This window comes from Saccharothrix isguenensis (genome assembly GCF_052936305.1).
This window is the reverse complement of sequence record NZ_CP193626.1, coordinates 3,872,808-3,894,046: the sequence shown is the minus strand read 5'-3', so window position 1 is coordinate 3,894,046 and position 21,239 is coordinate 3,872,808. Positions and strand designations below refer to the sequence as shown.

Sequence of the window (21,239 nt, the reverse complement as noted above, 5' to 3'; positions counted from 1 at the left end):
TGGCGACAGGAATTGGTCCACACTGAAGCTATTGGGACCGCTGGTCACACAACAGTGCGGTTCACCGGGTCGTGGTGCCTCAGCCGGTGAGGCCGGCGGGTTGCGCGCTCCGCGCCCAGTCCGCCAGCCGGGGGGCGAGCAGCCGGTACACCTCCGGGTCGAGGCCCATGCCGGTGTGGCTGCTGTCCACCTCCACGCACTCCGCACACGGGTCCGCGCACAGCTCCCACGGCGCGATGGCGTCGTTGCGGGAGAACACCGCGATCGCGGGCACCTCCAGCGGTCGGCCCATCGCCGTGGAGTTCGTGTCGTAGCACGTGCCCGCGAAGCAGTCCTCGTTCAGCAGGCCGGGGACGCCCGCCGCCGACAGCCTGGCCAACTTCCGCGCGACCCGCACCACGCTGGGGTGCGCCCCCAACTGGTCCAGCACCGGGCTGGCGAGCATCACCAGTCCGCGCACCAACTCCGGCCGGCGCACCGCGAGGAGTCGGCACAGCCCGCCACCGCGGCTCTGCCCGAACAGCACCACCTTGCCGCCGGTCGCCTCGACGTGCGCCTCCAGCCTGCGTTCCAGCCGGTCGACCAACTCGCTCGTGCAGCCCACGTTCAGGCCGATCCGCGCCCCGATGGGCACGTAGCCGCGTTTGCGCAACCACGTGGCGGTCAGGTGCAGGCTGCGGTCCCCGAAACCGAACCCCGGCACCAGCATGACACCGAGGCCGTGACCTTCGTCCGGTTGTGCGGCGCGCCACGCCGGATCGCCCAGCAGCCGGGGGATGTTGAGCACCATCGCCACCAGGACCTGTTCGCGAACCGCTTCACGGGCCGCAGCCAACACTCCCATCCGACCTCCCGGGCGTCGGAGCCTGTTTCGGGGTAGCAGGATTCCCCGTTGGGAGCGGTCCATTCCCTTTCGGCCGGGTCGTTTGCCGCGAGGAAAGGTGGGAACCAGAGACCATGTGGTTGTGGAGGCCGCCGGGCGTGTACCGGCCCCAAGAAGACACGTGGCTGATCGCGGAGGCGTTGGCGGGCGCGGGCATGCCGCGGGGTGGGCGTGTGTTGGACGTCTGCACCGGCACCGGGGCGTTGGCGGTCGCCGCGGGCCTCGCCGGCGCGGGTGAGGTCACGGCGGTCGACCTGTGCCGTCGCGCGGTGGCTGCCGCCTGGGTGAACGCCCGATTGCGCGGTCTTCCGGTGCGCGTGCGGCGCGGTGATTTCGGCGACCTGGTCGGCACCTGCGAGTTCGACGTCATCACGGCCAACCCGCCGTACGTGCCGAGCCCGGCTCTGCCGGAACGAGGGCGTGCACGGGCGTGGGACGCAGGGCCCCAGGGACGTTCGGTGCTCGACCGGTTGTGCGCCGTCATGCCGTTGTTGTTGGCCGCCAAGGGAATCGGGCTCATCGTGCACTCGACGCTGTGCGATTCGGACGTGACCCTGCGGCAGTTGCGCGGCGGTGGGCTGAAGGCGTCGGTGGTGGCCCGCCGCACCGTGCCGTTCGGGCCGGTGATGCGGCAGCGGGCCGGGTGGCTGGCCCGGCGCGACCTCATCGCGGACGGCCAGGAGCACGAGGAACTGGTGGTGATCCGTGCCGACGCCTCGTGACGCCCGGGTGGTGACCGTCGTGCCCGGTGGACCGGTCCTGGTGGAAGGGCCGGTCGAACTGCGGACGGACGACGGCACGGTGGTGTGCTCGGACCGGTTCGTCGTCGCGGTGTGCGCGTGCCGGCGCAGCAAGCGCTATCCCTTGTGCGACACGAGCCACCGCAAGCGCCGTTGACGGATCTCCTGTCGTCGAAGGGGCTTCGGGAGGCGGGTTCCCGAAGCGTCCGGATCTCGAAGGGGGCGGGTCTCAGAGGGGGCGGCGCAAGGCGGACCGCCCTTCCGCCCACGCGCCCAGCAGGTGGTCTCCCAGCCGCTGTTCCAGCAGCTCCGTGGCCTGCACCCCGAACACCACGGATTCGGCCAGCGCCGGCTCGTGGGCCAGCAGGTCGCCGATCACGTCCCGCCGCATCACCTGCTCGTGCACGGCGTCCGCCTCGATGTGCTCGGTGAAGAACTCGACGCAGTCGGGGTGCGCGTCCAACCGTTCCAACGCCTTCGCCATCCGCGCGGCGCTGGGCGCGGTGGTGATCTCGGCGGCGGCGAAGTGGCCCACCAGGGCCCCGCGCAGCGACCGGTGCAGGCCGCACAACGACATCAGGTTCACCGTCGCCACCATCACGGCCGGCGCGTGGTCAAGGTAGCGCAGGTAGCCGTCGTCCAGTCCGGCGCCGACGAGCAGGTTCCCGAACAGCCGCGAGTGCATCCGGTCGCCGCGACCGCCGCCGAACTCGTCGAACTCCACCGCCACCAGCGCCGCCTTCGCCCCGCCGCGCAAGCGCGGGATCACCCACGCGTGCGGATCGGCTTCCTTCAGGTGGTAGACCGAGCGCAACACCAGGTACTCGCGCATCTGCCACCACTCCCCCTGGTCCCTGAGGTAGTGGCTCACGCCGGCGGCGTCGACCGGCTCGACCAGGAGTTCGTCCAGCACGCCGCCGACGTCCGCGCCGCCCGGCACGTCGTGCCGAAGCGCGTCGAGAAACACCCGTTCCAGCGTGGCGCGGAACCGCAGCAGCTCCGGGTTCCACTCCCACTCGTCCGACACACCGTCGAACCCCTGGTAGTGCAGCTCGTAGCACAGGTGCAGGGCCAGTTGCAGGTCTTCACCGTACGGGTCGGCCGTCACGTGCGACGGCAGCTCGACCGGCGGACCGGCGCGCAGGGTGTCGATGACGGCGGCGGACAGAGGGCCGCGCGGCGTGGGCAGGACGGCTTGGTGGACGGCGGGATCCGCAGTGGTCATGACGGTGGACTACCCGCTCGACCGCCGGTGCACGCGAGAAGGTCGACGGCAGCTTCCGGTGAACCGGCGCGGCGCTGCCGTTCGGCGCCCGTCCCGTTCTCCAGCACGCCCCGCACGAGCTTCCCCACCCGGTCGCGGTCGTCGCCCAGCGCGTCGGACACGTGCTCCAGCAACGCCTCCACCAGCTCGACCGCGGGCACCTGACGTGCGGCGAACGGGTCGACGCCCGGACCGGTCAGCCCGTGCCGGGCGGCCGACCACACCGCCGCCGCCAGCACCTGGTCGTCCAGGTCCGGAGCGGTTCCCCCGGCCAGCGCGGTGTCCACGAGCGCTCTCGTGAGGCCGGCTTGCAGCACGGCGTCGTCCACGGTCGCCGCGGTGTCGGCGGCCCGCACCTCGACGGTCGGGTACCGGGACGACGGCCGGGCCAGCCAGAACGTCATGGCCCCGTCCACGAGCGCCCCGCAGTCCACCAGCCTGGCCACGCCCGCGTCGTGGTCGGCGGCCGTGCGGAAGAACGGCGGCACGCCGGAGCCCGGGAACCCGGCCTGGTCGATCATCCGCCAACTGGCGTACCCGGTGTCCCGACCCCGGTCGAACGGCGAGTTGGCGCCCAGCGCGAGCAGCGTCGGCAGCCACGGCCGCAGGTGGTTGACCACGTGCACGGCCGTTTCCCGGTCCGGGACACCGACGTGCACGTGACAGCCGCAGCACTGGTAGTCGTCCACCTGACCGCGGTACATCGCGTCGATCCGCTCGAACCGCTCCCCCGCGCTCAACTCCGGATCGGGGTCGGCGAACACGGGTGACCCGGACGGGATAAGCCACAGCCCTTCGGCGTGGGCGGCGTCGGCCAACACGCGTCGGCCCGTCACGAGTTGGTCGCGCAGTTCGTCCAGGTCCGCGCACACGCCGCTGGCGAACTCGACCTGCGCGCGGCTCAGCTCGCGGTGGACCTCCGCGCCCGGCGGCAGCCCTCGCACGCGTCCGAGCACGTCCGAGGCGCGTGCCACCGGACGACGTGTCGATCGGTCCACGAGGAGGAACTCCTCCTCGACGCCCACCGTCATCAGGACGGGTCGCGCCGGGGCAGCGGCTTGGTCGCCGGGCCTTCGAGCACGGAACCGTCCACGTCGAACCGCGAGCCGTGGCACGGGCAGTCCCAGCTGCGCTCGGCCTCGTTGAACCGGACCATGCACCCCAAGTGCGTGCAGCGCAACGACACGCCGTGCACGCCGCCCGCCTCGTCGCGGTACACCCCGGCCTTGCCCCTGCCGTCCCGCACCACGCGTGCCTGCCCGGCCGGCACGTCCGCGACCGAGTCGACCTCGGCGTGCTTGAGCCGGTCACCGACGATGTCCACGCCGACCTTCGCGTTCAGCTTGGCGAGCTTCGGCGTGGCGCCCAACGTGAGCCGGTGCGGGCTGAACGTCGAGGTCAGCCGGTTCGCCCGGCCGACCACCAGGTCGGCCAGCAGCTCGGCGGCCATGGTGCCGTTGCTCAGGCCCCACTTCATGAACCCGGTCGCGCCGTACAACGTGGTCGAGCCGGGGGTGTACGAGCCGATCATCGGCAAATTGTCGTAGGAGGTCGGGTCCTGGGCAGACCAGCGGTGGGTGACCTCGGCGACGTCCCAGTGCCTCTCGGCGAACGCGGTGAGCGCACCGTACGGGTCGCCTTCGGAGGAGCCGGTCGGGTGGCTGCGCCCGGCGACGATCAGCAGGTCGCCGTGCCGGGCCAGTGACCACGACGGGTTGCCCGCGCTGATCGCGAGACCGGTCGGCGGCGTGCCGGACCGCAGGCGCGCCGCGATGCAGTACGCCCGCACGGGCTCCAGCCGGGCGAAGTACAGGCCGCGGTCCAGGATCGGGTAGTGGGTGGCGACCACCACGCGTTCGGCGACGACCGTGCCCTGGTCGGTGTGGACGCGGCACGGCGTGCCGTCCTCCACGCGCTGGACCCGGCTGCCCTCGTAGACCCGCGACCCGTCACCGTCGACGGCCTCGGCCAGGCCGCGCACGTACTTCACCGGGTGGATCACCAACTGGTCGTCCAACCGCACCGCGCCCGCCACCGGGAACGGCACGCCCATCAGCTCACCGCGGTCCCGTGACAGCGGCAGACCGGCCTTGATCGCGGCCGTGCCCTCCTCCTCGACGGCGGCGAGCTCGCTCTCGTCGAACGCGAACGTGTACGCGGGCATCCGGTGCAGGTCGCAGTCCAGGTTCTCCTCGGACACCAGCGCCGCCACCCGATCGACGGCGGCCATGTTGCCGTGGGCGTAGTCGGCCGCCACCTCGGCGCTGTGCTTGCGCTCGATGGTCGAGTACACAGTGGACTGGAGCGCCGTGACCTTGGCCGTGTTGTTCCCGCTCACCCCGCTGCCGATCCGGTCCGCCTCCACCACCACGACCCGGAGCCCCGCCCGTTTGAGCAGCAACGCCGTGGTGATCCCGGTGATCCCGCCGCCGACGACCGCGACGTCCACGGCCGTCTCGCCCGTGAGCACCGGGAACCGTCCGTGCGGGATGGCCTCCGACCACAGCGAGTGCCGGGCCGTAGTGGTCGTTTCCGTCATGCCTTAGCTCATACCCGAGCCGTTCGCGTTCGAACCTCCGCTTCGCGGGCAATCCCCCGCTCATGCACACCTTCGCCGACCTCGACGACCTTGTGGCGATGATCGACGAGCGGACGCCCGCGCGGGAGTTGTTCGTGCGCTGGTCGCGTGGCCCCGACGCGGACGGTGAGCAGCGGAGCCGCGACGGGCTGACCGGTGGGCGCCTGCCGGGGCTGTCCGCGAACCCGCTGGCGATCGAACCCTGGTGGGGCGACCGGTCGCTGCGACTGTGGGTGGCACGCCGCCTGCACGACTACCGCCACCTGCGGGAACGTCGAGGGCCCGGCGTGCGGCCGTGGGTGTTGGAGGGCGAGGAGGTCGGGCGCGGCCCGGACAACGAGCCGCTGGTCCACTGCCACCGGCCGGTCGGGTGGATCGCGGACGAGGTGATGGCCGAGTGCGAACACCTGGTCGAGGCCAACGCCGACAGCGCCTGGGGTCCTCTCGACCGCGAGGGCTGACCGTTCATTCGACCCCGGCGTAGGAGTGCAGGCTCGCCGCGACGAGGTTGATGAAGAACAGGTTGAACAGCACGACGACCAGGCCGATCACGTTGAGCCACGCCGAGCGCCGTCCCCGCCAGCCCGCCGTCGCGCGGGCGTGCAGGTAGGCGGCGTAGCAGACCCACGACGCGAAGGCGACCGTCTCCTTCGGGTCCCAGCCCCAGAACCGGCCCCACGCCTGTTCGGCCCACACGGCGCCGGTGACGATGGCGAACGTCAAGGTCAGGAAACCGACCGTGCCGGTGCGGTAGGCGATCTTGTCCAGGTCGTCGGAGGGCGGCAGCCGAGGGCTCGGCCTGCCCTTCCGGCTGAACTCCCCCGTGCTGACCAGGTGCAGTGCGCTGACCACGCCGGACAGCAGGAACACACCGCTGGCCATGATCGCCGCGGCGACGTGGATGACGATCCAGTACGACCGCAGCGGGGGCACGAGCGGCGCGGCTTCGGTGTAGAGGCGGTTGCCCGCCAGGAACAGCAGCAACGCGACCGGCAGCAGCACGAACACCGACATCCGACGCATGTCGTGCCGGAACACCAGGTAGAGCCACACGCCCACGGCGATCAGGCCGACCGCGGACAGGTACTCGTACATGTTGCCCCACGGCACTCGTCCGGTCGCGATACCGCGCAGAGCCAACGACCCCAGGTGCAGCAGTCCACCGAGGACGGTCAGCGCGACACCGGACCGCCCGAACCGCACCGCGTAGGACGGCGGGTTCGCCGCGTGGCGGGTCAGCGCGTACTCGGCGGAGCACAGCAGGGCGGCGAGCATGTAGACGCCGAACGCGCTGGTGAACAGCCAGTCGCTGAGCAGGGCGGTCACCCCGAGCCGGTCACCCATGGCCGGCCCACAGCTGATTGAGCCGCAAGATCATGACCGGCACGCTGAGGCAGGTGACGGCCAGCACGCCGGCGCCCCACCGGGACCGTTCGGCCAGCGACCACACCGCGCCCAACGGCAGCACGACCGCCGCACCGATCAGGTAGCCGACGAACGTGGCGCGGTCCAGTTCGCGGTCCGTGCCGAGCATCGCGACCACACCGGCGACCGCCTGCACCAGCAGGCCCGCCTCCAGCAGCACGACGACGGCGGCGAGCCCGAGCGTCGGCTTGGTGCGCAACGTGATCGGGCGGTCGAGCGCGGCCTGCACGAGCGCCCACACCGCCCCCGCGAGCGCGACGACCGTCAACGCGGTTGCCAGGACTTGGATCATCGAACCCCTCCAGGACGACTACTACAGAACGTAGCACTACGCGCTGTAGTAGAAGACCCGGAGGGGGTCAGTACACGAGGAAGCTCAACGGCGTGGAGACCATCACCAGGCCTGCGAGCAGCGCGGACCACCGCAGGACCCCGGGCAGCGGCGGCAGGCCCGCCAGGCGGTCCAGACGTGCCTCCACCGCGATGTCGGCCGCGCCCAGCGCGCCCTCGGGCGGCCGGACGCCGCCGAACCTGCGCAGAGCCGTCGCCAGCGGCTGGGCGCCGTGGCGCAGGCTCGCGCTCTCGTCCGCCCGCATCTCCACCAGCAACGCCACCGCCTGCGCGGCCGACCGCACCAGCCGGACCTTCGGCAGCAGCGCGCACAACGCGCTGAACGGCAGCAACACCAGGTCGTGCCGCTCCCGGCCGTGCGCGTGCTCGTGCCCCAGCACGGCGTCCAACTCGTCCTTGGTCAACGCGGTCAGCGCGCCCGAACTCAGCACCACGGCCGACCGCGCACCGGGCACGCAGTACGCGACCACGTGCGGGTGGTCCAGCACCAGCGCGCCGGGTGCGGCGTCGTCCCGGCGCGCCACGAGCGCCAGCACGTCACGGTGCCGCCGGCGCACCCGCAGCACCGACCACCACGTCCACACCAGACCGATCACCAGGTCCAACGCCGACAGCAGGCCCAGCACCACCAGCACGGCGAGCGGCGTGACGTCCCCGCGCACCGCATCGGCCACCCACCGCCCGAGGGCGACCGGGATCGGGGCGCCGTAAGGCGCGAGGCCGAGCGCGAGCAGGAGCCCGACCACGGACATCGCCCACGTCAGGCCGAGCATCTGCCAGATCAGGATGCCGGTGCGCGGGGCGCGCCACACCCAACGCGCACGAGCCAGCGGACCCGCGACCCCCGTGCACAGCACCAGCGTCGCCACGAGGTGCAGCGCGGCGTTCACCGGTCGTCCAGCGCCTGGCTCAACGCCTCCGCCTCGGGCGCGCTCATCGACTGCGCGAAGTGCGCCAGGGCGGTCTCCCGGTCGCCGGTCAACGACAGCGCGTCCAGCATCAGCCGGGCGACGTACTCCTCGCGACTGGCCGCCGGCGAGTAGTACCAGGCTCGACCCTCCCCCGCCTCGCGCCTGACGAACCCCTTCTTCGCCAGCCGGTTCAGCACCGTCATCACGGTCGTGTAGGCGAGGTCGCGGTCGGCCAGCGCGCGGACGACCTCCCGCACCGCGACCGGCTCGCCCCGGTCCCACAGGACGTCCATCGCGGCGCGTTCCAACTCGCCCAACCGGTTCACCACCACGTTCCGCCCGTCACGTGCCGATCGTACGAGTGCGCGGGGCGCGGCCGGTCAGGTGCCCGCGATGTTGACCATCCAGGAGATGCCGAACTTGTCCTGGCAGGCGCCGAACTCGTCGCCCCAGACCTGCTTCTCCAGCGGCATGGTGACCGTGCCGCCGTCGCACAGCCTCTCCCAGTAGCCCCGCAGCTGGTCCGCGTCGTCGCCGCTCAGGCTGATGGTGATGTTGTCGCCGGGATTGTGCGGCATGCCGGGCGGGGTGTCGGCGCCCATCAGCGTGTAGCCGCTCGGCGTTTCGAGCATGCCGTGCATGATCTTCCCGGACTCGGGCGCGTCACTCGCGCCGTACTCGCCGAACGTGCTCAGCACGAGGTTCCCGCCGAAGACGGATTCGTAGAACTCCATCGCCTCACGGGCGTTCCCCGCGAAGCTGATGTACGGGTTGAGTCGAGAGGCCACCGGGTCCTCCTCGGGTCGTGTCGGGCGCGCCCATCGTGGCAGCAGACGCACCATGCCGCAGGGCGACCACGTCATGTGCCGCACCGGCCTCAGCCTGCCCCTGACGTCAGCCGGTCATTGGACGTCGCCCCTGGTGGCCGACCGGACCGTGCCGGAGGACAGGTCGCCGGGCGGGATGCCGGGGTGGTGGCCCGCCCGCGCGCCGGGCGCGGGCGCGGTCGGCGCGAGCGACAGCCGGGACACGATCCGGTAGCGGTCGCCCCGGTACAACGAGTGCACGTACTCGACCGGGCGGCCGGTGGTGTCGTTGGTCAACCGCTCGAAGAGCAGCGCGGGCGCGAACACCGGCACGCCGAGCAGCGTGGACTCCGCCTCGTTGGTGACGGTCGGCTCGATGGACTGCACCGCGTCGCTGACGTGGACGCCGTGGTCGGCGAGCCGGTCGTAGAAGTTGCCCGACTCCATGTCCTCGACCGTGAGGCCGGGCGCCACGGCGACCGGCACGTGCAGGTACTCGATCGCCATCGGCACGCCGTCGACCAGGCGCAACCGGGCGATGTAGGTGATCTCCGCCGCCGGTGACACGCGCAGCCTCCGGCCGACCCGCGCGCCGGCCGGGATGCGGGCGTGCTCCAGCACCCGGCTGGTCCACGCGCCGTCCGCCTGCGGCACCGTCATCGCGCGGTCCGCGGACACCAGCTCCTGGGTGATCTTGGCGGGCGCGACGAACGTGCCGCGGCCGTGCTGGCGGATCAGCAGGCCGGTGTTGACCAGTTCGGCGACCGCCGAGCGCAACGTGGGCCGGGAGACCGAGAGCTGCCGGCACAGCGCCCGCTCGGCCGGGATGGGCGCGCCGGGCGGGTGGGTCTCGATGAGTTCGAGCAGGTAGTCGCGCACCCGTTCGCGCTTGAGGATCGGTTCGGCCATGCCGCCTCGCTTCGTCTTGCCCGTCGCCGACCAGTATGTCAGACCAGTGGTCAGGTCGACTTCGGTGAAGATCGAGAGCGCTCTCATGCCTGTGAACTGGGTGTTGACTGCCAGATTGGTCTATGCCATCTTCGGACAGGTTCCGCCGAGGTTTACCAATTGGTCAGCTGAGAGGTGAGACGTGTCGCACCGCCCTGTCGCCCTGCTCCTCGCGTCGTTGGTCGTCCTGTCCGCCTGCGGTGCCGACCCGGGCGCGTCCGGTGGCAAGCAGGACATCACCGTCTGGCTGATGAAGGACTCGGCCACCGACGACTTCGTCAGCCGGTTCGAGACCGAGTTCGAGCGCGACCACCCCGAGCTGGACCTGAAGATCCAGGTCCAGGAGTGGAACGGCATCACGCAGAAGGTCACCAGCGCGCTGGCCAGCACCGACCCCCCGGACGTGATCGAGGTCGGCAACACGCAGGTCGCCCAGTACGCGGCCAGCGACGGCGTCACCGACCTGTCCGCCAAGGTCGGCGAGCTGGGCGGTGACGACTGGATCCCCGGACTGGCCGAGCCGGGAGCGGTGGACGGCAAGCAGTTCGGCATCCCGTTCTACGCGGCCAACCGGGTCGTCATCTACCGCAAGGACCTGTTCGAGGCGGCCGGCGTGACACCGCCGAAGACGCGGGACGAGTGGCTGGCCGCCACCGGGAAGCTGGACCAGGGCGACACGCAGGGCATCTACCTGCCCGGCCAGAACTGGTACGTGCTGTCCGGGTTCGTCTGGGACGAGGGCGGCGACCTCGCCGAGCGCGAGGGCGACAAGTGGTCCGGCGCGTTGAACACGCCGGAGGCGTTGGCGGGCGCGGACTTCTACCAGAAGCTCCAGGCGTTGGGCGACGGGCCGAAGGACTCCGACGAGGCCAAGCCGCAGCAGACGGACGTGGTCGCGGCCGGCAAGGTCGCGCAGTTCATCGCGGTGCCCGGCGCGGCGAAGCTGGTCGCCAAGGCCAACCCGGAGCTGGCCGACCAGTTGGGCTTCTTCCCCATCCCCGGCAAGACCGCGGCCACGCCGGGCGCGGTGTTCACCGGCGGCTCCGACCTGATCATCCCGCTCGCCTCGCCCCGCCAGGACGGCGCGTACGCCGTGGTCAAGGCGTTGGCCGGGGAGAAGTGGCAGGTCGAGCTGGCCACGGCGATGAACTACGTGCCGAACCGGATCTCCCTGGCGAGCGCGGTCGGCGACGATCCCGGCGCGGCGGCCATGGCGGCGGGCGCGGTCAACGGGCACGCCACGCCGAACTCGCCGAACTGGGCGGCGGTCGAGGCGCGCAACCCGATCAAGGAGTTCCTGACCGCGGTGCTGACCGGGGCCGACCCGGCGACGGCCGCGGCCGAGGCGGACAAGGTGATCACCCAGGCGCTCAACTCGGGCGCGTAACCATGGCGACGACGCTGACGCGGGCGGTGGAGCACCGCCCGCCGCCCCCTCCCCCTCCGCGCCGCCGACGCACCCCGTGGTGGCCCTACCTGCTGATCGCGCCGACGGCGCTGGCGATGGGGTTCCTCCTGCTGTACCCGTTGGTGCGCAACGTCGTCATGTCCGTGCAGGAGTTCGGCCTTCCGCAACTGGTGCGCGGCAACGCGCGGTTCGTCGGTCTGGCCAACTACGCGCGGGTGCTCGGCGACCCGGAGTTCTGGGCGGTGGTGCGGCGGACCCTGGTGTTCACCGCGATCAACGTCGTGCTGATCATGGTGCTGTCCACGCTGGTCGCGCTGCTGCTGGTGCGGCTCGGGAAGTGGACCCGGCTGCTGGTGATGTCCGGGCTGGTGCTGGTGTGGGCGACGCCGGTGATCGCGGCGACCACGGTGTTCCAGTGGCTGTTCCAGTCCCGGCTCGGGGTGGTCAACTGGGCGCTGGTGTCGCTCGGGTTCGAGGGCTACCGCGACTACACGTGGTTCGCCGACGGCCCGGCCACCTTCGCGATCCTGGTGACGCTGATCGTGTGGCAGTCGGTGCCCTTCGCGGCGCTGTCGCTGTACGCGGCCATGGTGACGGTGCCGACCGAGCTGTACGAGGCGGCGCGCATGGACGGCGCCGGCGCGTGGCGGGTGTTCGCCTCCATCACGTTCCCCGTGCTGCGGTCCATGTTCGGGCTGATCACCTGCCTCGAGGTGATCTGGGTGGCCAAGTGCTTCGTGCAGATCTGGGTCGTCTCCCAGGGCGGGCCGGGCCAGGCCACCACGACGTTGCCGGTGTACGCGTTCCAGGTCGCGCAGTCGCTGCAGCGCTACGACCTCGGGGCGGCGGTGTCGATGCTCATGGTGCTGCTGCTCGTGCTGGCGCTGCTGGCGTACTTCCGGCAGATGTACCGGCAGGAGGAGGTCTCGTGACGGGCCGGGTGCTGCGCGCGGTGGCCGCGCTGGTCGTGTTCGTGGTGTCGGTGTTCCCGGTGTACTGGATGGTGCTGACCGCGTTCAAGCCCACCCGGGACATCCAGGCCCAGACGCCCACGTTCCTGCCGCTGTCGCTGACGTTCGAGCACTTCGGCACGGCGGTGTCGGCGCAGGGCTTCTGGTCGTTCTGGCGCAACAGCATCGTGGTCGCGGGCGGCGCCGTGCTGCTGTCGCTGGTGGTCGCCTTGCTCGCGGCGTTCGCGGTGGCGCGGCTGCGGTGGAAGGGGCGGCGCGGGTTCATCCTGATGGTGTTCGTGGCGCAGATGACGCCGTGGGAGGCGCTGCTCATCCCGATCTACGTGATCGCGCGGGACACCGGGATGCTCGACACGCTCTGGATCCTCACGCTGGTCTACTTCATGATCACGCTGCCGTTCACCGTGGTGACGCTGCGCGGTTTCCTCGCCGCCATCCCGATCGACATCGAGGAGGCGGCGCTGGTGGACGGGTGCTCCCGGGCGCAGGCGTTCCGGCGGGTGGTGTTCCCTCTGCTCGCGCCGGGGCTGCTGGCGACCTCGCTGTTCGGGTTCATCACCGCGTGGAACGAGTTCGCCTTCGCCAACGTGCTGATCATCAAGAACCAGGACGACCGCACGCTGCCGGTGTGGCTGTCCTCGTTCAGCAACACGTTCGGCACCGACTGGGGCGCCACCATGGCCGCCTCGACGCTGTTCATGCTGCCCGTGCTGGTGGTGTTCCTCGTGCTCCAGGGCCGGGTCACCACCGGGATCGTCGGCGGCGCGGTCAAAGGCTGATGCTGGGGGTTTGCTCGTGATCGTTCCACGACCGACTCGACTGGTCCACCGGCACGGCCGGTTCGCGCTCGACCGCGACACGGCGATCCGGGCCACGCCCGGCGCCCGGGATGCCGCGCGGCTGCTGCGCTCGCTCGTGCGGCCGGCCACCGGGTTGCCGCTGCCGCTGCACGAGGACGGGCGCGTGGTGTTCGCGCTGGACGACCGGCTGGTCGGGCTCGGCGACGAGGGCTACGCGCTGACCGTGAACGAGCACGCCGTCGTGCTGCGCGCCGCGACCCGCCAAGGGCTGGCGCACGGCGTGCAGACGATCCGGCAGCTGCTGTCGCCGATGGCGCTGGGGTCGCGGCCGGTACCCGGTGCGGACTGGGAGCTGCCCGGCGTGGACGTCCGCGACGCACCCCGGCTGCCGTGGCGCGGGGTGATGCTGGACGTGGCGCGGCACTTCCAGCCGGTCGCGGTGCTGCGCCGGTTCGTCGACCTGATGGCGGTGCACAAGCTGAACGTGCTGCACCTGCACCTGACCGACGACCAGGGCTGGCGGATGCCGGTGCCGCGCCACCCCCTGCTGGAGTCGGTGGGCGCGTGGCGCGCGGAGACCATGGGCGACGGCGTGCCGCACGGCGGCTCGTACACCCGCGCGGAGTTGGCCGGGCTGGTGTCCTACGCCGACGAACGCGCCATCCGGATCGTGCCGGAGATCGAGATGCCCGGCCACGCCCGCGCCGCACTGGCGGCCTACCCGCACCTGGGCAACTTCCCCCGGCGCCGGTTGCCGGTGTGGACGCGGTGGGGCGTCAGCGACGCCGTGCTCGGCGTGGACGACGCCGTGCTGGAGTTCTGCCGTGACGTGCTGGACGAGGTGGTGGACGTGTTCCCCGGCCCGCACGTGCACCTGGGCGGCGACGAGTGCCCCACCACGGAGTGGGAGTCCAGCCCCGGCGCGCTGCGGCGGGTCCGCCGCGAGGGGTTGACCGGGCCGCACGACCTGCACGGCTGGTTCCTGCGCGCGATGGCCGACCACGTCGTCGCGCGCGGGCGGGTGCCGGTGTCGTGGGAGCCCATCGGCGACCCGCGCGCGGTGGTGATGCCGTGGCGTGACGCGGCGGACGCGCAGTCGGCGCTGGACGCCGGGCACGACGTGGTGATGGCGCCGCACCGCTCGACCTACCTGGACTACCCCCAGTCCGACGACCCCGACGAGCCCGCCGGGCAGCCCGGCCTGGTGGTGACCGCGCACGACGTCTACCACCTGCCGCTGCCGTCCGGGGTGCTCGGCGGGCAGTGCGCGTTGTGGACGGAGTACGTGCCGACCGCGCAGCACCTGGAACGGCTCGCCTACCCGCGGCTGGCCGCGTTGGCCGACAGCCTGTGGGCCGAGCACCCCTCCTGGACCGACTACACCCGACGGATGCGCGCGCACACGGGCCGCCTGAGCGCGCTGTCCGTGCCCTTGCCCAGAAAGGAGGACGACGCCCGCTCCCCTGTCCCACCCTGCTGACTTGAGGAGAACTACAGTGTCCGCACGCATGATCGCGGCGATCGGAGCCGCAGCGGTGTCCGTGGCCGCACTGGTGGTCGCTCCGGTGGCGTTCGCCGCCGACGTGGTCACCGCCCAGTACCGGACCAGCGCGTCCGGTACGACGACCGACCAGGTCGAACCGTGGTTCAAGCTGGTCAACACCGGCGGCACGACCGTGCCGCTGAACGAGTTGAAGGTCCGCTACTACTTCAAGAGCGAGACGCCCGACGTCGGTTACCGCTTCGCCTGCTCGTGGGCCGTGCGCGGGTGCGGCAACGTCACCGGCACGTTCGGCACGCTGACCGGCGGTCCGGCCGACCGGTACCTGGAGGTCGGGTTCACCTCGGGCGCGGGCTCGCTCGCACCCGGAGCCGACACCGGCGACCTGCAACTCCGCTTCTACCGGTCGAACTGGGGCCCGATCACCCAGTCCGACGACTACTCGTTCCGCGCGGCGAGCACCTACTCGGCGTGGTCACGGGTGACCGTGCACCGGTCGGGCGCCCTGCTGTGGGGCACGCCGCCCGGCGGCACCGGCCCGACCACGACCACCACCACGACGAACCCGCAGAACCCGAACGGTCCGGCGTTGTTCGACGACTTCAACTACACGAGCTCCGGTGACTCGCGGATCTCGCAGCGCGGGTGGACCGTCCGCTCCGGCGCCGGTGGCCCGGGCGTGCCGGGAGCGGTGTGGGACCCGGCGAAGGTGACGTTCCCGACCGTGGACGGCCAGAAGTCGATGCGGCTGGAGTCGTCCAACAACGGGTCGTCCGCGCGGCAGACGGAGCTGTACCACCAGCGGAAGTTCTACGAGGGCACGTACGCGGCGCGGGTGAAGTTCTCCGACGCGCCGATCTACGGCCCCGACGGCGACCACGTGGTGCAGACGTTCTTCACCATCACGCCGCTGGACAGCAACATGGACCCGAACTACGGCGAGCTGGACTTCGAGTACCTGCCCAACGGCGGGTGGGGCGAGCCCGCCAACATCATGTACGAGACGACCTGGGAGACCTACCAGAACGAGCCGTGGATCGCCGACAACATCCACACCGAGCAGCGGCAGAGCTACGCCGGGTGGCACGACCTGGTGATCCAGGTGTCCGGTGGCCGGGTGAAGTACTTCATCGACGGCGCGCAGGTGGCCGACCACGGTGACAAGTACTACCCGGAGACGCCCATGTCGCTCAACTTCAACCTGTGGTTCATCTCGGGCGGCCTGGTCGGCGCCCCCGGTGACCGCGCGTACCAGCAGCACGTGGACTACGTGTACTTCGCCAAGGACCAGGTGCTCAGCCCGGCCCAGGTGCAGTCCCGCGTGAACGGCTACCGCACGTCCGGCGTGGACCACGTCGACACGGTGCCCGCCGTCTAGTCCCCTGGTCGCTGCGGCGTCGAGCACCCCTTCGACGCCGCAGCGGCCGTCCCCCGTCAGGCGAACGGGCCGCGGTCAGGCCGCGGTCGGGCCGCGAAGTGCTCGCGGTGGCGTCGGAGGAACGCCCGCAGCGACGTGGCCGGCCGCCCGGTGATCCGCTCGACCGCGTCGAACGTGGCCGCGGCCTCCGGCAGCGAACCCTCGCCGGTCCGCTCGAAGACGTTGCGCACGCAGTCCATGTGGGCCGGGTCCGCGCCCGCTGCCGTCACGGCCGCCAGGTACGCCTCCGGTCCCCCGGCTCGCACCGCCACCCGGTGGGCGGTGCCCGCCGGACGGCGCCCTGACCGGGAGTCCGAAGTGACACTCGCGCAGGTAGGGCCTGGAATGCGAAACTCTTCCGCCTATGCGGCGGATCACGGGCGGGGTGCGGGTCGGGTACGCGACCGGGTCCTTCGTCACGGGTGCGTTCGGCACGGTGCCGGGACTGCTCCTGCTGCCCTACCTGACCGACAACCTGGCCGTGCCCGCCGCCGTCGCCGGACTGCTGGTCCTCGCGCCGAAGGCCTGGGACGTGCTGTTCAACCCGGTGGCCGGTCGGATCAGCGACCGCGCGGGTGTGCGGCGGCCGTTCCTGCTGCGCGGTGGGCTCGCCACCTCGGTGCTGTTCGCGCTGCTGTTCGCCGGGCCGTTCACCGGCGCGGGCGCGGCGGTGTACGTGGCCCTGGTGTTCCTGGCGTGCGCCACCGCCTACGCGTTCTTCCAGGTGCCGTACGTGGCGATGGCCGCCGAGATCACCGAGGACTACGACGAGCGCACCCGGCTGATGGCCTGGCGGATGGCGTTCCTGGCGTTGGCGATCCTGGTCAGCGGTGCGGGCGCGCCGGCGGTGCGCGATCTCGTCGGGTACCCGGGGATGGGCGTGGCGGTCGCGGCGCTGATGGTCGTGGGCACGCTGGCGACCTTCGCGGGCACGCGCCGGGTGCCGGCGTCACGTCGGGTGTCGTCGGCGGCGGGGTTCCGCGACCTGGTCGCGGTGGTGCGCGGGTCGCGGGCGTTCCGGGTGCTCCTGATCGTGTTCGTCGTGCAGGCCGTGGGCCTGGGCACGATGTTGGCGGGGGTCGACTACTTCGCCCGGCTGGTTCTGGGCCGGCAGGGCTTGCAGACGGCCTTGTTCGCCGGGTTCGTCGGTCCCGCGCTGCTGGTCATGCCGCTGTGGCAACGGGTCGGCCGCCGGTACGGCAAGCGGGTCGGGCTGGTGGCGGCGTCGGTGCTGTTCGCGGTCGCGGTGGCCGGGCTGACCGCGTCACGGGTGCTGCCGGTGGCGGCGGTGCTGGTGCTGATGGCGGTGATCGGCGTGGGTTACGCGGGGATGCAGGTGTTCCCGCTGGCCATGCTCCCGGACGTGATCACCGCCGAGGAACGGCGTTCCGGCACGACCCGGGCGGGCCTGTTCTCCGGCGTGTGGACGGCCGGGGAGACGTTGGGGCTGGCGCTCGGACCGGGCGTGTACGGGCTGGTCCTGGCGTTGGGCGGGTACGTCGCGAGCACCGACGGCTCGGCCGTGCAGTCCTCCGGCGCGGTGACAGCCGCGCTGCTCGGTTTCACCGTCATCCCGGCCGTGCTGGCGTTGGCGGCCCTACCCCTGCTGCGTGAGGAGACCCGGTGACCGACGTGTCCGCCGATGGCGTTCTGGCCGAGCTGCGTGCTCTGCGGGCCGGTGACCTGCCCACGCACGGCGGTCGGACGCTGGCCTACGTGTACGACAGCGCGCTGCCGGGGCTGGACGACCTGGCCGCGTCCGCGCACGCGGTGGCGGCGTCGGTGAACGGGCTCGACCCGACCGCGTTCCCGAGCCTGCTGCGCCTGGAGAACGACGTGGTGCGCACGGCCGCGCGGCTGCTGGGCGGCGGTGCGGGCACGGTCGGCACGGTCACGTCCGGCGGCACCGAGTCGTGCCTGCTCGCGGTGGTGGCGGCACGGGACGCGCGGCCGGACGTCGAGCGGCCTTCGATGGTGCTGCCGGAGACCGCGCACGCCGCGTTCCACAAGGCTGCGCACTACTTCGGCGTGCGGGTGGTGGCGGTGCCCGTGGACCCGCTGACGTTCCGGGCGGACGCGGCGGCGGTGGCGGCGGCGATCGACCCGTCCACCGTGCTGGTGGTGGCGAGCGCGCCGTCGTACGCGCACGGGGTGGTCGACCCGATCGCGGACATCGCGGCTGCCGCGTCGGCGCGCGGGGTGCGCTTCCACGTGGACGCGTGCATCGGCGGGTGGGTGTTGCCGCACGCGGCCGACGTGCCGCCGTTCGACTTCTCGGTGCCGGGCGTCACCAGCATCTCGGTGGACCTGCACAAGTACGCGTACTGCCCGAAGGGGACGTCGGTGCTGCTGCACGCGTCGGCCGACCTGCGTCGGTCGCAGTTCTTCGCGTCGGCCGCCTGGCCCGGTTACACGATGCTCAACTCGACCACCCAGTCCACCCGATCAGGTGGACCGCTGGCGGCGGCGTGGGCCGTGCTGCGGCACATCGGTGACGACGGGTACCGGTCGTTGGCGTTGCGGGCGTTGGAGAGCACGCGGGTGCTGTGCGAGGGCATCGCGGAGATCGAGGGGTTGCGGGTGCTGGGTTCGCCCTCGGCGACGTTGCTGGCGGTCGCGGCGTCACGGGACGACTTCGACGTGTTCACCGTCGCCGACGAGATGAAGGCGCGGAACTGGTACGTGCAACCGCAGTTCGCCCACCGCTCCTCCCCCGCGAACCTGCACCTGACCGTGACGGCGGCGAACTCCGGGCAGGAGTCGGAGTTGCTGGCCGACCTGCGGGCGTCGGTGGAGGCGGCGGTGGAGGCCGGGCCGGTGGCGGTGGCGGTGGCGCCGGAGGTCCTGGAGTTCATCGGCGGGTTGGAGCCGGACTCGCTCACCCCGGAGGAGTTCGGCGGGTTGCTCGCGGCGGCGGGCATGGCCGGGGACGCCGGGCTGCCCGCGCGGATGGCGACGGTGAACACGCTGCTGGCTGCGGCACGTCCGGCGTTGCGGGAACGGCTGTTGGTCGAGTTCCTGGGCGCGCTGTACTCGTGACCGGCGGGCTCGGGCCCGCTGCGCGATCATCGTCGGCATGCACCTGGATCTGAGTGGGAAGACGGCGCTGGTCACCGGGTCGACGCAGGGCATCGGTGAGGCGATCGCGGCGGCGTTGGCGCGGGCGGGGGCGCGGACGGCGGTGAACGGGCGCAGCGCCGAGGCGGTGGACGCGGCGATGGCGCGGCTGCGGGAGGACGTACCGGGGGCGAACCTGGTCGGCGTGCCGGCGGACGTGTCGACCGAGGCCGGGGCGGCGGAGTTGGCGTCGGAGCTGCCCCAGGTGGACGTGCTGGTGAACAACGTCGGCGTCTTCGGCGCGCGGCCGGCGTTGGAGATCAGCGACGACGAGTGGCGGCGGTACTTCGAGGTGAACGTGCTGGCGGCCGTTCGGCTGACGCGCGCGTACCTGCCGGGGATGGTGGAGCGCGGGTGGGGGCGGGTGCAGTACATCGCCAGCGACTCGGCCGTGGTGATCCCGGCGGAGATGATCCACTACGGGGTGTCCAAGACGGCGCTGCTGGGGGTGTCGCGGGGGTTCGCCAAGGCGGCGGCGGGCAGCGGGGTGACGGTGAACTGCGTGATCGCCGGGCCGACGCACACGGGCGGGGTCGAGGATTTCGTCTACCAGTTGGTGGACCGCTCGCTGCCGTGGGACGAGGCGCAGCGCGAGTTCATGCGCCTGCACCGGCCGCAGTCCCTGCTGGGGCGGCTGATCGAGCCGGAGGAGATCGGCAACCTGGTGGTGTACCTGGCGTCCCCGCAGGCGTCGGCGACGACCGGGGCGGCGGTGCGCGTGGACGGCGGCTACGTCGACTCGATCCTGCCTTGAGCCGGCCGGCGTGCCCGTGCGCGATCATGGCGGGCATGCCGTCGGACGGGAGCGGACACTGTCCTGCCGTGCGGAAGCCCGTTCCAGCGCGCCACGGGGTTGGCGCTGTTCGAGCGCGCGCACGACCTGACGGCCCGCGATCCGCGGCGGACCGAAGACGTGCCGGCCAAGCTCGGGTCGGCGGTGCGGGACATGCACGCCCACACCGCCGACCCGACGCCGCGTGACCCCTTCGAGGACGTCGTCCTGCGCCAAGGGCTCACCCACCTCGCCGAGGCCGCCGACAGGGTCGACCGACTCGCCGCCGTGCGGGACCGACTGGCGGACTTGGTGCGGGCGAGGCACGCCGCCGTCGCGCGGCGATCGCGATTCGGTCTGGTGCACGGCCGGCTGGGCCCCGACCACGCTTTCCCGGAGTTGCGGTTCGGCGCCCACTACCGCCACTTCGCGAACCCCGACCTCGACCGCGCCCGCTTGCGCCTGTACCGGTTGGCCACGTACCTCTCGCTGGTGGCGGGACCGCTCAGGCTGCTGGACGACGACTTCCCCCACCGAGCCGGGATGCCTGCGGTCGTCGAGCACGACATCGGCCGCGCGTTGGCCCAGCTGCCGAGCCGGTAGTAGGCATGGGCGCGGTACACCGCCGACGTACCGCGCCCACGTTGTTAACGTTAACACTCGCAGTGACCTCAATTCAACAGCCCGCGCTCGTCACTCTTTCGGACGCGCGCGGGTGTGGAAGGAGGCGGCGCCTTGAGCTGTTCGGCCGTATCACGTTCACCTGTTAGCGATAACACGCATTCTATTCCGGTGCGACCGGGAATCGACTGGACTCCCGCCGGCGAAACGTCCGCGTAACCGCTCGAACACCGTCCGCGACGCCATAGGAAGGTTGAATAGTTCGTGCCACGCATATCTAATGAGCAGTTCGACCGTTCAGTGGATTCCTCATTCTGAGACGCGAAGCGTAACGTTGCGTGAACGGCAAGCCCGGCCGCATCCGCCAAGGGCAGGAGATCACTGCATGAGTGACAGGAACGCGATTAGTCAAGAATTCCTGGTCGTGTTGAACGACGAGGAGCAGTACTCGGTCTGGTTCGCCGACCGGGACCTCCCGCCGGGCTGGCGACCCGAGGGCACCAAGGGGACCAGGGATGACTGCCTGGCCCACATCGACCGGGTGTGGACGGACATGCGCCCGCGCAGCGTCCGCGACCACATCGCCGCGCACGGCGGCTGACCCGCCGCGAACTCCGCCCTCGCATTACCTGACGCCCGCACAAATAGGGCGGGTACCGCCATCCGCAAATGCCCCCGGTAATTCCCGGTGGCCGATTCGGTCATGCGCGCCCGAAACACATTCGC

At 71.6% G+C, this 21,239-nt stretch carries 24 protein-coding genes; 13 read left to right on the top strand and 11 right to left on the bottom strand.

The window, feature by feature from the left end:
- Window positions 1-79 precede the first annotated feature (79 nt).
- Window positions 80-844: an esterase/lipase family protein gene (locus tag ACRAKI_RS17700; RefSeq protein WP_447008203.1), complete on the bottom strand. Its 765-nt coding sequence runs from the start codon at window positions 842-844 to the stop codon at window positions 80-82.
- Window positions 845-957: 113 nt separating this feature from the next.
- Here ACRAKI_RS17700 and ACRAKI_RS17695 point away from each other — a divergent pair, with 113 nt between their 5' ends.
- Together ACRAKI_RS17695 and ACRAKI_RS17690 are read left to right on the top strand one after the other, a co-directional pair.
- Window positions 958-1,605 carry a HemK2/MTQ2 family protein methyltransferase gene (locus tag ACRAKI_RS17695; protein WP_447008202.1) on the top strand — a complete coding sequence of 216 codons (648 nt, stop codon included), beginning with the start codon at window positions 958-960 and terminating at the stop codon, window positions 1,603-1,605.
- Window positions 1,589-1,780, top strand: a complete 192-nt coding sequence (locus ACRAKI_RS17690) for a CDGSH iron-sulfur domain-containing protein (RefSeq protein ID WP_447008201.1) — start codon at window positions 1,589-1,591, stop codon at window positions 1,778-1,780. Before ACRAKI_RS17695 ends, ACRAKI_RS17690 begins: the two co-directional genes overlap by 17 nt.
- A 72-nt stretch (window positions 1,781-1,852) precedes the next feature.
- Here the strand turns inward: ACRAKI_RS17690 and ACRAKI_RS17685 are convergent, their stop codons facing one another.
- The 3 genes from ACRAKI_RS17685 to ACRAKI_RS17675 are packed head-to-tail and all read right to left on the bottom strand — an operon-like array spanning window position 1,853 to window position 5,426.
- Entirely contained in the window at window positions 1,853-2,848 is a 996-nt protein-coding gene (locus tag ACRAKI_RS17685; protein ID WP_447008200.1) for an iron-containing redox enzyme family protein, read from the bottom strand.
- Window positions 2,845-3,918, bottom strand: a complete 1,074-nt coding sequence (locus ACRAKI_RS17680) for a carboxylate-amine ligase (RefSeq protein WP_447008199.1) — start codon at window positions 3,916-3,918, stop codon at window positions 2,845-2,847. Before ACRAKI_RS17680 ends, ACRAKI_RS17685 begins: the two co-directional genes overlap by 4 nt.
- Complete coding sequence (locus ACRAKI_RS17675; RefSeq protein WP_447008198.1) at window positions 3,918-5,426, bottom strand: FAD-dependent oxidoreductase; 1,509 nt, start codon at window positions 5,424-5,426, stop codon at window positions 3,918-3,920. Before ACRAKI_RS17675 ends, ACRAKI_RS17680 begins: the two co-directional genes overlap by 1 nt.
- A gap of 62 nt (window positions 5,427-5,488) precedes the next feature.
- On the opposite strand from ACRAKI_RS17675, the gene ACRAKI_RS17670 reads away from it, so the two are divergent.
- Complete coding sequence (locus tag ACRAKI_RS17670) at window positions 5,489-5,926, top strand: DUF6098 family protein (protein WP_447008197.1); 438 nt, start codon at window positions 5,489-5,491, stop codon at window positions 5,924-5,926.
- Window positions 5,927-5,930: 4 nt separating this feature from the next.
- Here the strand turns inward: ACRAKI_RS17670 and ccsB are convergent, their stop codons facing one another.
- The 6 genes from ccsB to ACRAKI_RS17640 all read right to left on the bottom strand — a co-directional run bounded on the left by ccsB (window position 5,931) and on the right by ACRAKI_RS17640 (window position 9,954).
- Entirely contained in the window at window positions 5,931-6,809 is an 879-nt protein-coding gene (ccsB, locus tag ACRAKI_RS17665) for a c-type cytochrome biogenesis protein CcsB (RefSeq protein WP_447008196.1), read from the bottom strand.
- Window positions 6,802-7,182, bottom strand: a complete 381-nt coding sequence (locus ACRAKI_RS17660; protein ID WP_447008195.1) for a hypothetical protein — start codon at window positions 7,180-7,182, stop codon at window positions 6,802-6,804. The genes ccsB and ACRAKI_RS17660 overlap by 8 nt, the downstream gene beginning before the upstream one ends.
- A 67-nt stretch (window positions 7,183-7,249) precedes the next feature.
- Window positions 7,250-8,131, bottom strand: a complete 882-nt coding sequence (locus tag ACRAKI_RS17655; protein WP_447008194.1) for a M56 family metallopeptidase — start codon at window positions 8,129-8,131, stop codon at window positions 7,250-7,252.
- Window positions 8,128-8,484 (bottom strand): BlaI/MecI/CopY family transcriptional regulator, encoded by a 357-nt coding sequence (locus tag ACRAKI_RS17650; RefSeq protein ID WP_447008193.1) that lies wholly within the window; start codon window positions 8,482-8,484, stop codon window positions 8,128-8,130. The genes ACRAKI_RS17655 and ACRAKI_RS17650 overlap by 4 nt, the downstream gene beginning before the upstream one ends.
- 48 nt (window positions 8,485-8,532) lie before the next feature.
- Window positions 8,533-8,940: a VOC family protein gene (locus ACRAKI_RS17645; RefSeq protein ID WP_447008192.1), complete on the bottom strand. Its 408-nt coding sequence runs from the start codon at window positions 8,938-8,940 to the stop codon at window positions 8,533-8,535.
- Between the two features lie 114 nt (window positions 8,941-9,054).
- Window positions 9,055-9,954, bottom strand: coding sequence for a GntR family transcriptional regulator (locus tag ACRAKI_RS17640; protein ID WP_447008191.1), 900 nt, complete (start codon window positions 9,952-9,954; stop codon window positions 9,055-9,057).
- Between the two features lie 94 nt (window positions 9,955-10,048).
- Here ACRAKI_RS17640 and ACRAKI_RS17635 point away from each other — a divergent pair, with 94 nt between their 5' ends.
- The 5 genes from ACRAKI_RS17635 to ACRAKI_RS17615 are packed head-to-tail and all read left to right on the top strand — an operon-like array spanning window position 10,049 to window position 15,964.
- Window positions 10,049-11,293, top strand: a complete 1,245-nt coding sequence (locus ACRAKI_RS17635; protein ID WP_447008190.1) for an extracellular solute-binding protein — start codon at window positions 10,049-10,051, stop codon at window positions 11,291-11,293.
- Between the two features lie 2 nt (window positions 11,294-11,295).
- Window positions 11,296-12,246, top strand: coding sequence for a carbohydrate ABC transporter permease (locus ACRAKI_RS17630; RefSeq protein ID WP_447008189.1), 951 nt, complete (start codon window positions 11,296-11,298; stop codon window positions 12,244-12,246).
- A complete protein-coding gene (locus tag ACRAKI_RS17625) occupies window positions 12,243-13,064 on the top strand; it encodes a carbohydrate ABC transporter permease (protein ID WP_447008188.1) in 822 nt (273 codons plus the stop codon). Before ACRAKI_RS17630 ends, ACRAKI_RS17625 begins: the two co-directional genes overlap by 4 nt.
- A gap of 16 nt (window positions 13,065-13,080) precedes the next feature.
- Window positions 13,081-14,565, top strand: a complete 1,485-nt coding sequence (locus ACRAKI_RS17620) for a beta-N-acetylhexosaminidase (RefSeq protein ID WP_447008187.1) — start codon at window positions 13,081-13,083, stop codon at window positions 14,563-14,565.
- A 16-nt stretch (window positions 14,566-14,581) separates the two neighbouring features.
- Window positions 14,582-15,964: a cellulose binding domain-containing protein gene (locus tag ACRAKI_RS17615; RefSeq protein ID WP_447008186.1), complete on the top strand. Its 1,383-nt coding sequence runs from the start codon at window positions 14,582-14,584 to the stop codon at window positions 15,962-15,964.
- A 56-nt stretch (window positions 15,965-16,020) separates the two neighbouring features.
- Here the strand turns inward: ACRAKI_RS17615 and ACRAKI_RS17610 are convergent, their stop codons facing one another.
- Entirely contained in the window at window positions 16,021-16,275 is a 255-nt protein-coding gene (locus tag ACRAKI_RS17610) for a hypothetical protein (protein ID WP_447008185.1), read from the bottom strand.
- Between the two features lie 92 nt (window positions 16,276-16,367).
- Here ACRAKI_RS17610 and ACRAKI_RS17605 point away from each other — a divergent pair, with 92 nt between their 5' ends.
- The 5 genes from ACRAKI_RS17605 to ACRAKI_RS17585 all read left to right on the top strand — a co-directional run bounded on the left by ACRAKI_RS17605 (window position 16,368) and on the right by ACRAKI_RS17585 (window position 21,114).
- Window positions 16,368-17,630: an MFS transporter gene (locus ACRAKI_RS17605; RefSeq protein WP_447008184.1), complete on the top strand. Its 1,263-nt coding sequence runs from the start codon at window positions 16,368-16,370 to the stop codon at window positions 17,628-17,630.
- 5 nt (window positions 17,631-17,635) lie between these two features.
- A complete protein-coding gene (locus ACRAKI_RS17600; protein WP_447008441.1) occupies window positions 17,636-19,042 on the top strand; it encodes a pyridoxal phosphate-dependent decarboxylase family protein in 1,407 nt (468 codons plus the stop codon).
- Between the two features lie 37 nt (window positions 19,043-19,079).
- Complete coding sequence (locus ACRAKI_RS17595) at window positions 19,080-19,874, top strand: SDR family NAD(P)-dependent oxidoreductase (RefSeq protein WP_447008183.1); 795 nt, start codon at window positions 19,080-19,082, stop codon at window positions 19,872-19,874.
- A gap of 99 nt (window positions 19,875-19,973) precedes the next feature.
- A complete protein-coding gene (locus ACRAKI_RS17590; RefSeq protein ID WP_447008182.1) occupies window positions 19,974-20,495 on the top strand; it encodes a hypothetical protein in 522 nt (173 codons plus the stop codon).
- A 403-nt stretch (window positions 20,496-20,898) separates the two neighbouring features.
- Complete coding sequence (locus tag ACRAKI_RS17585) at window positions 20,899-21,114, top strand: MbtH family protein (RefSeq protein ID WP_447008181.1); 216 nt, start codon at window positions 20,899-20,901, stop codon at window positions 21,112-21,114.
- The last annotated feature ends 125 nt before the right edge of the window (window positions 21,115-21,239 follow it).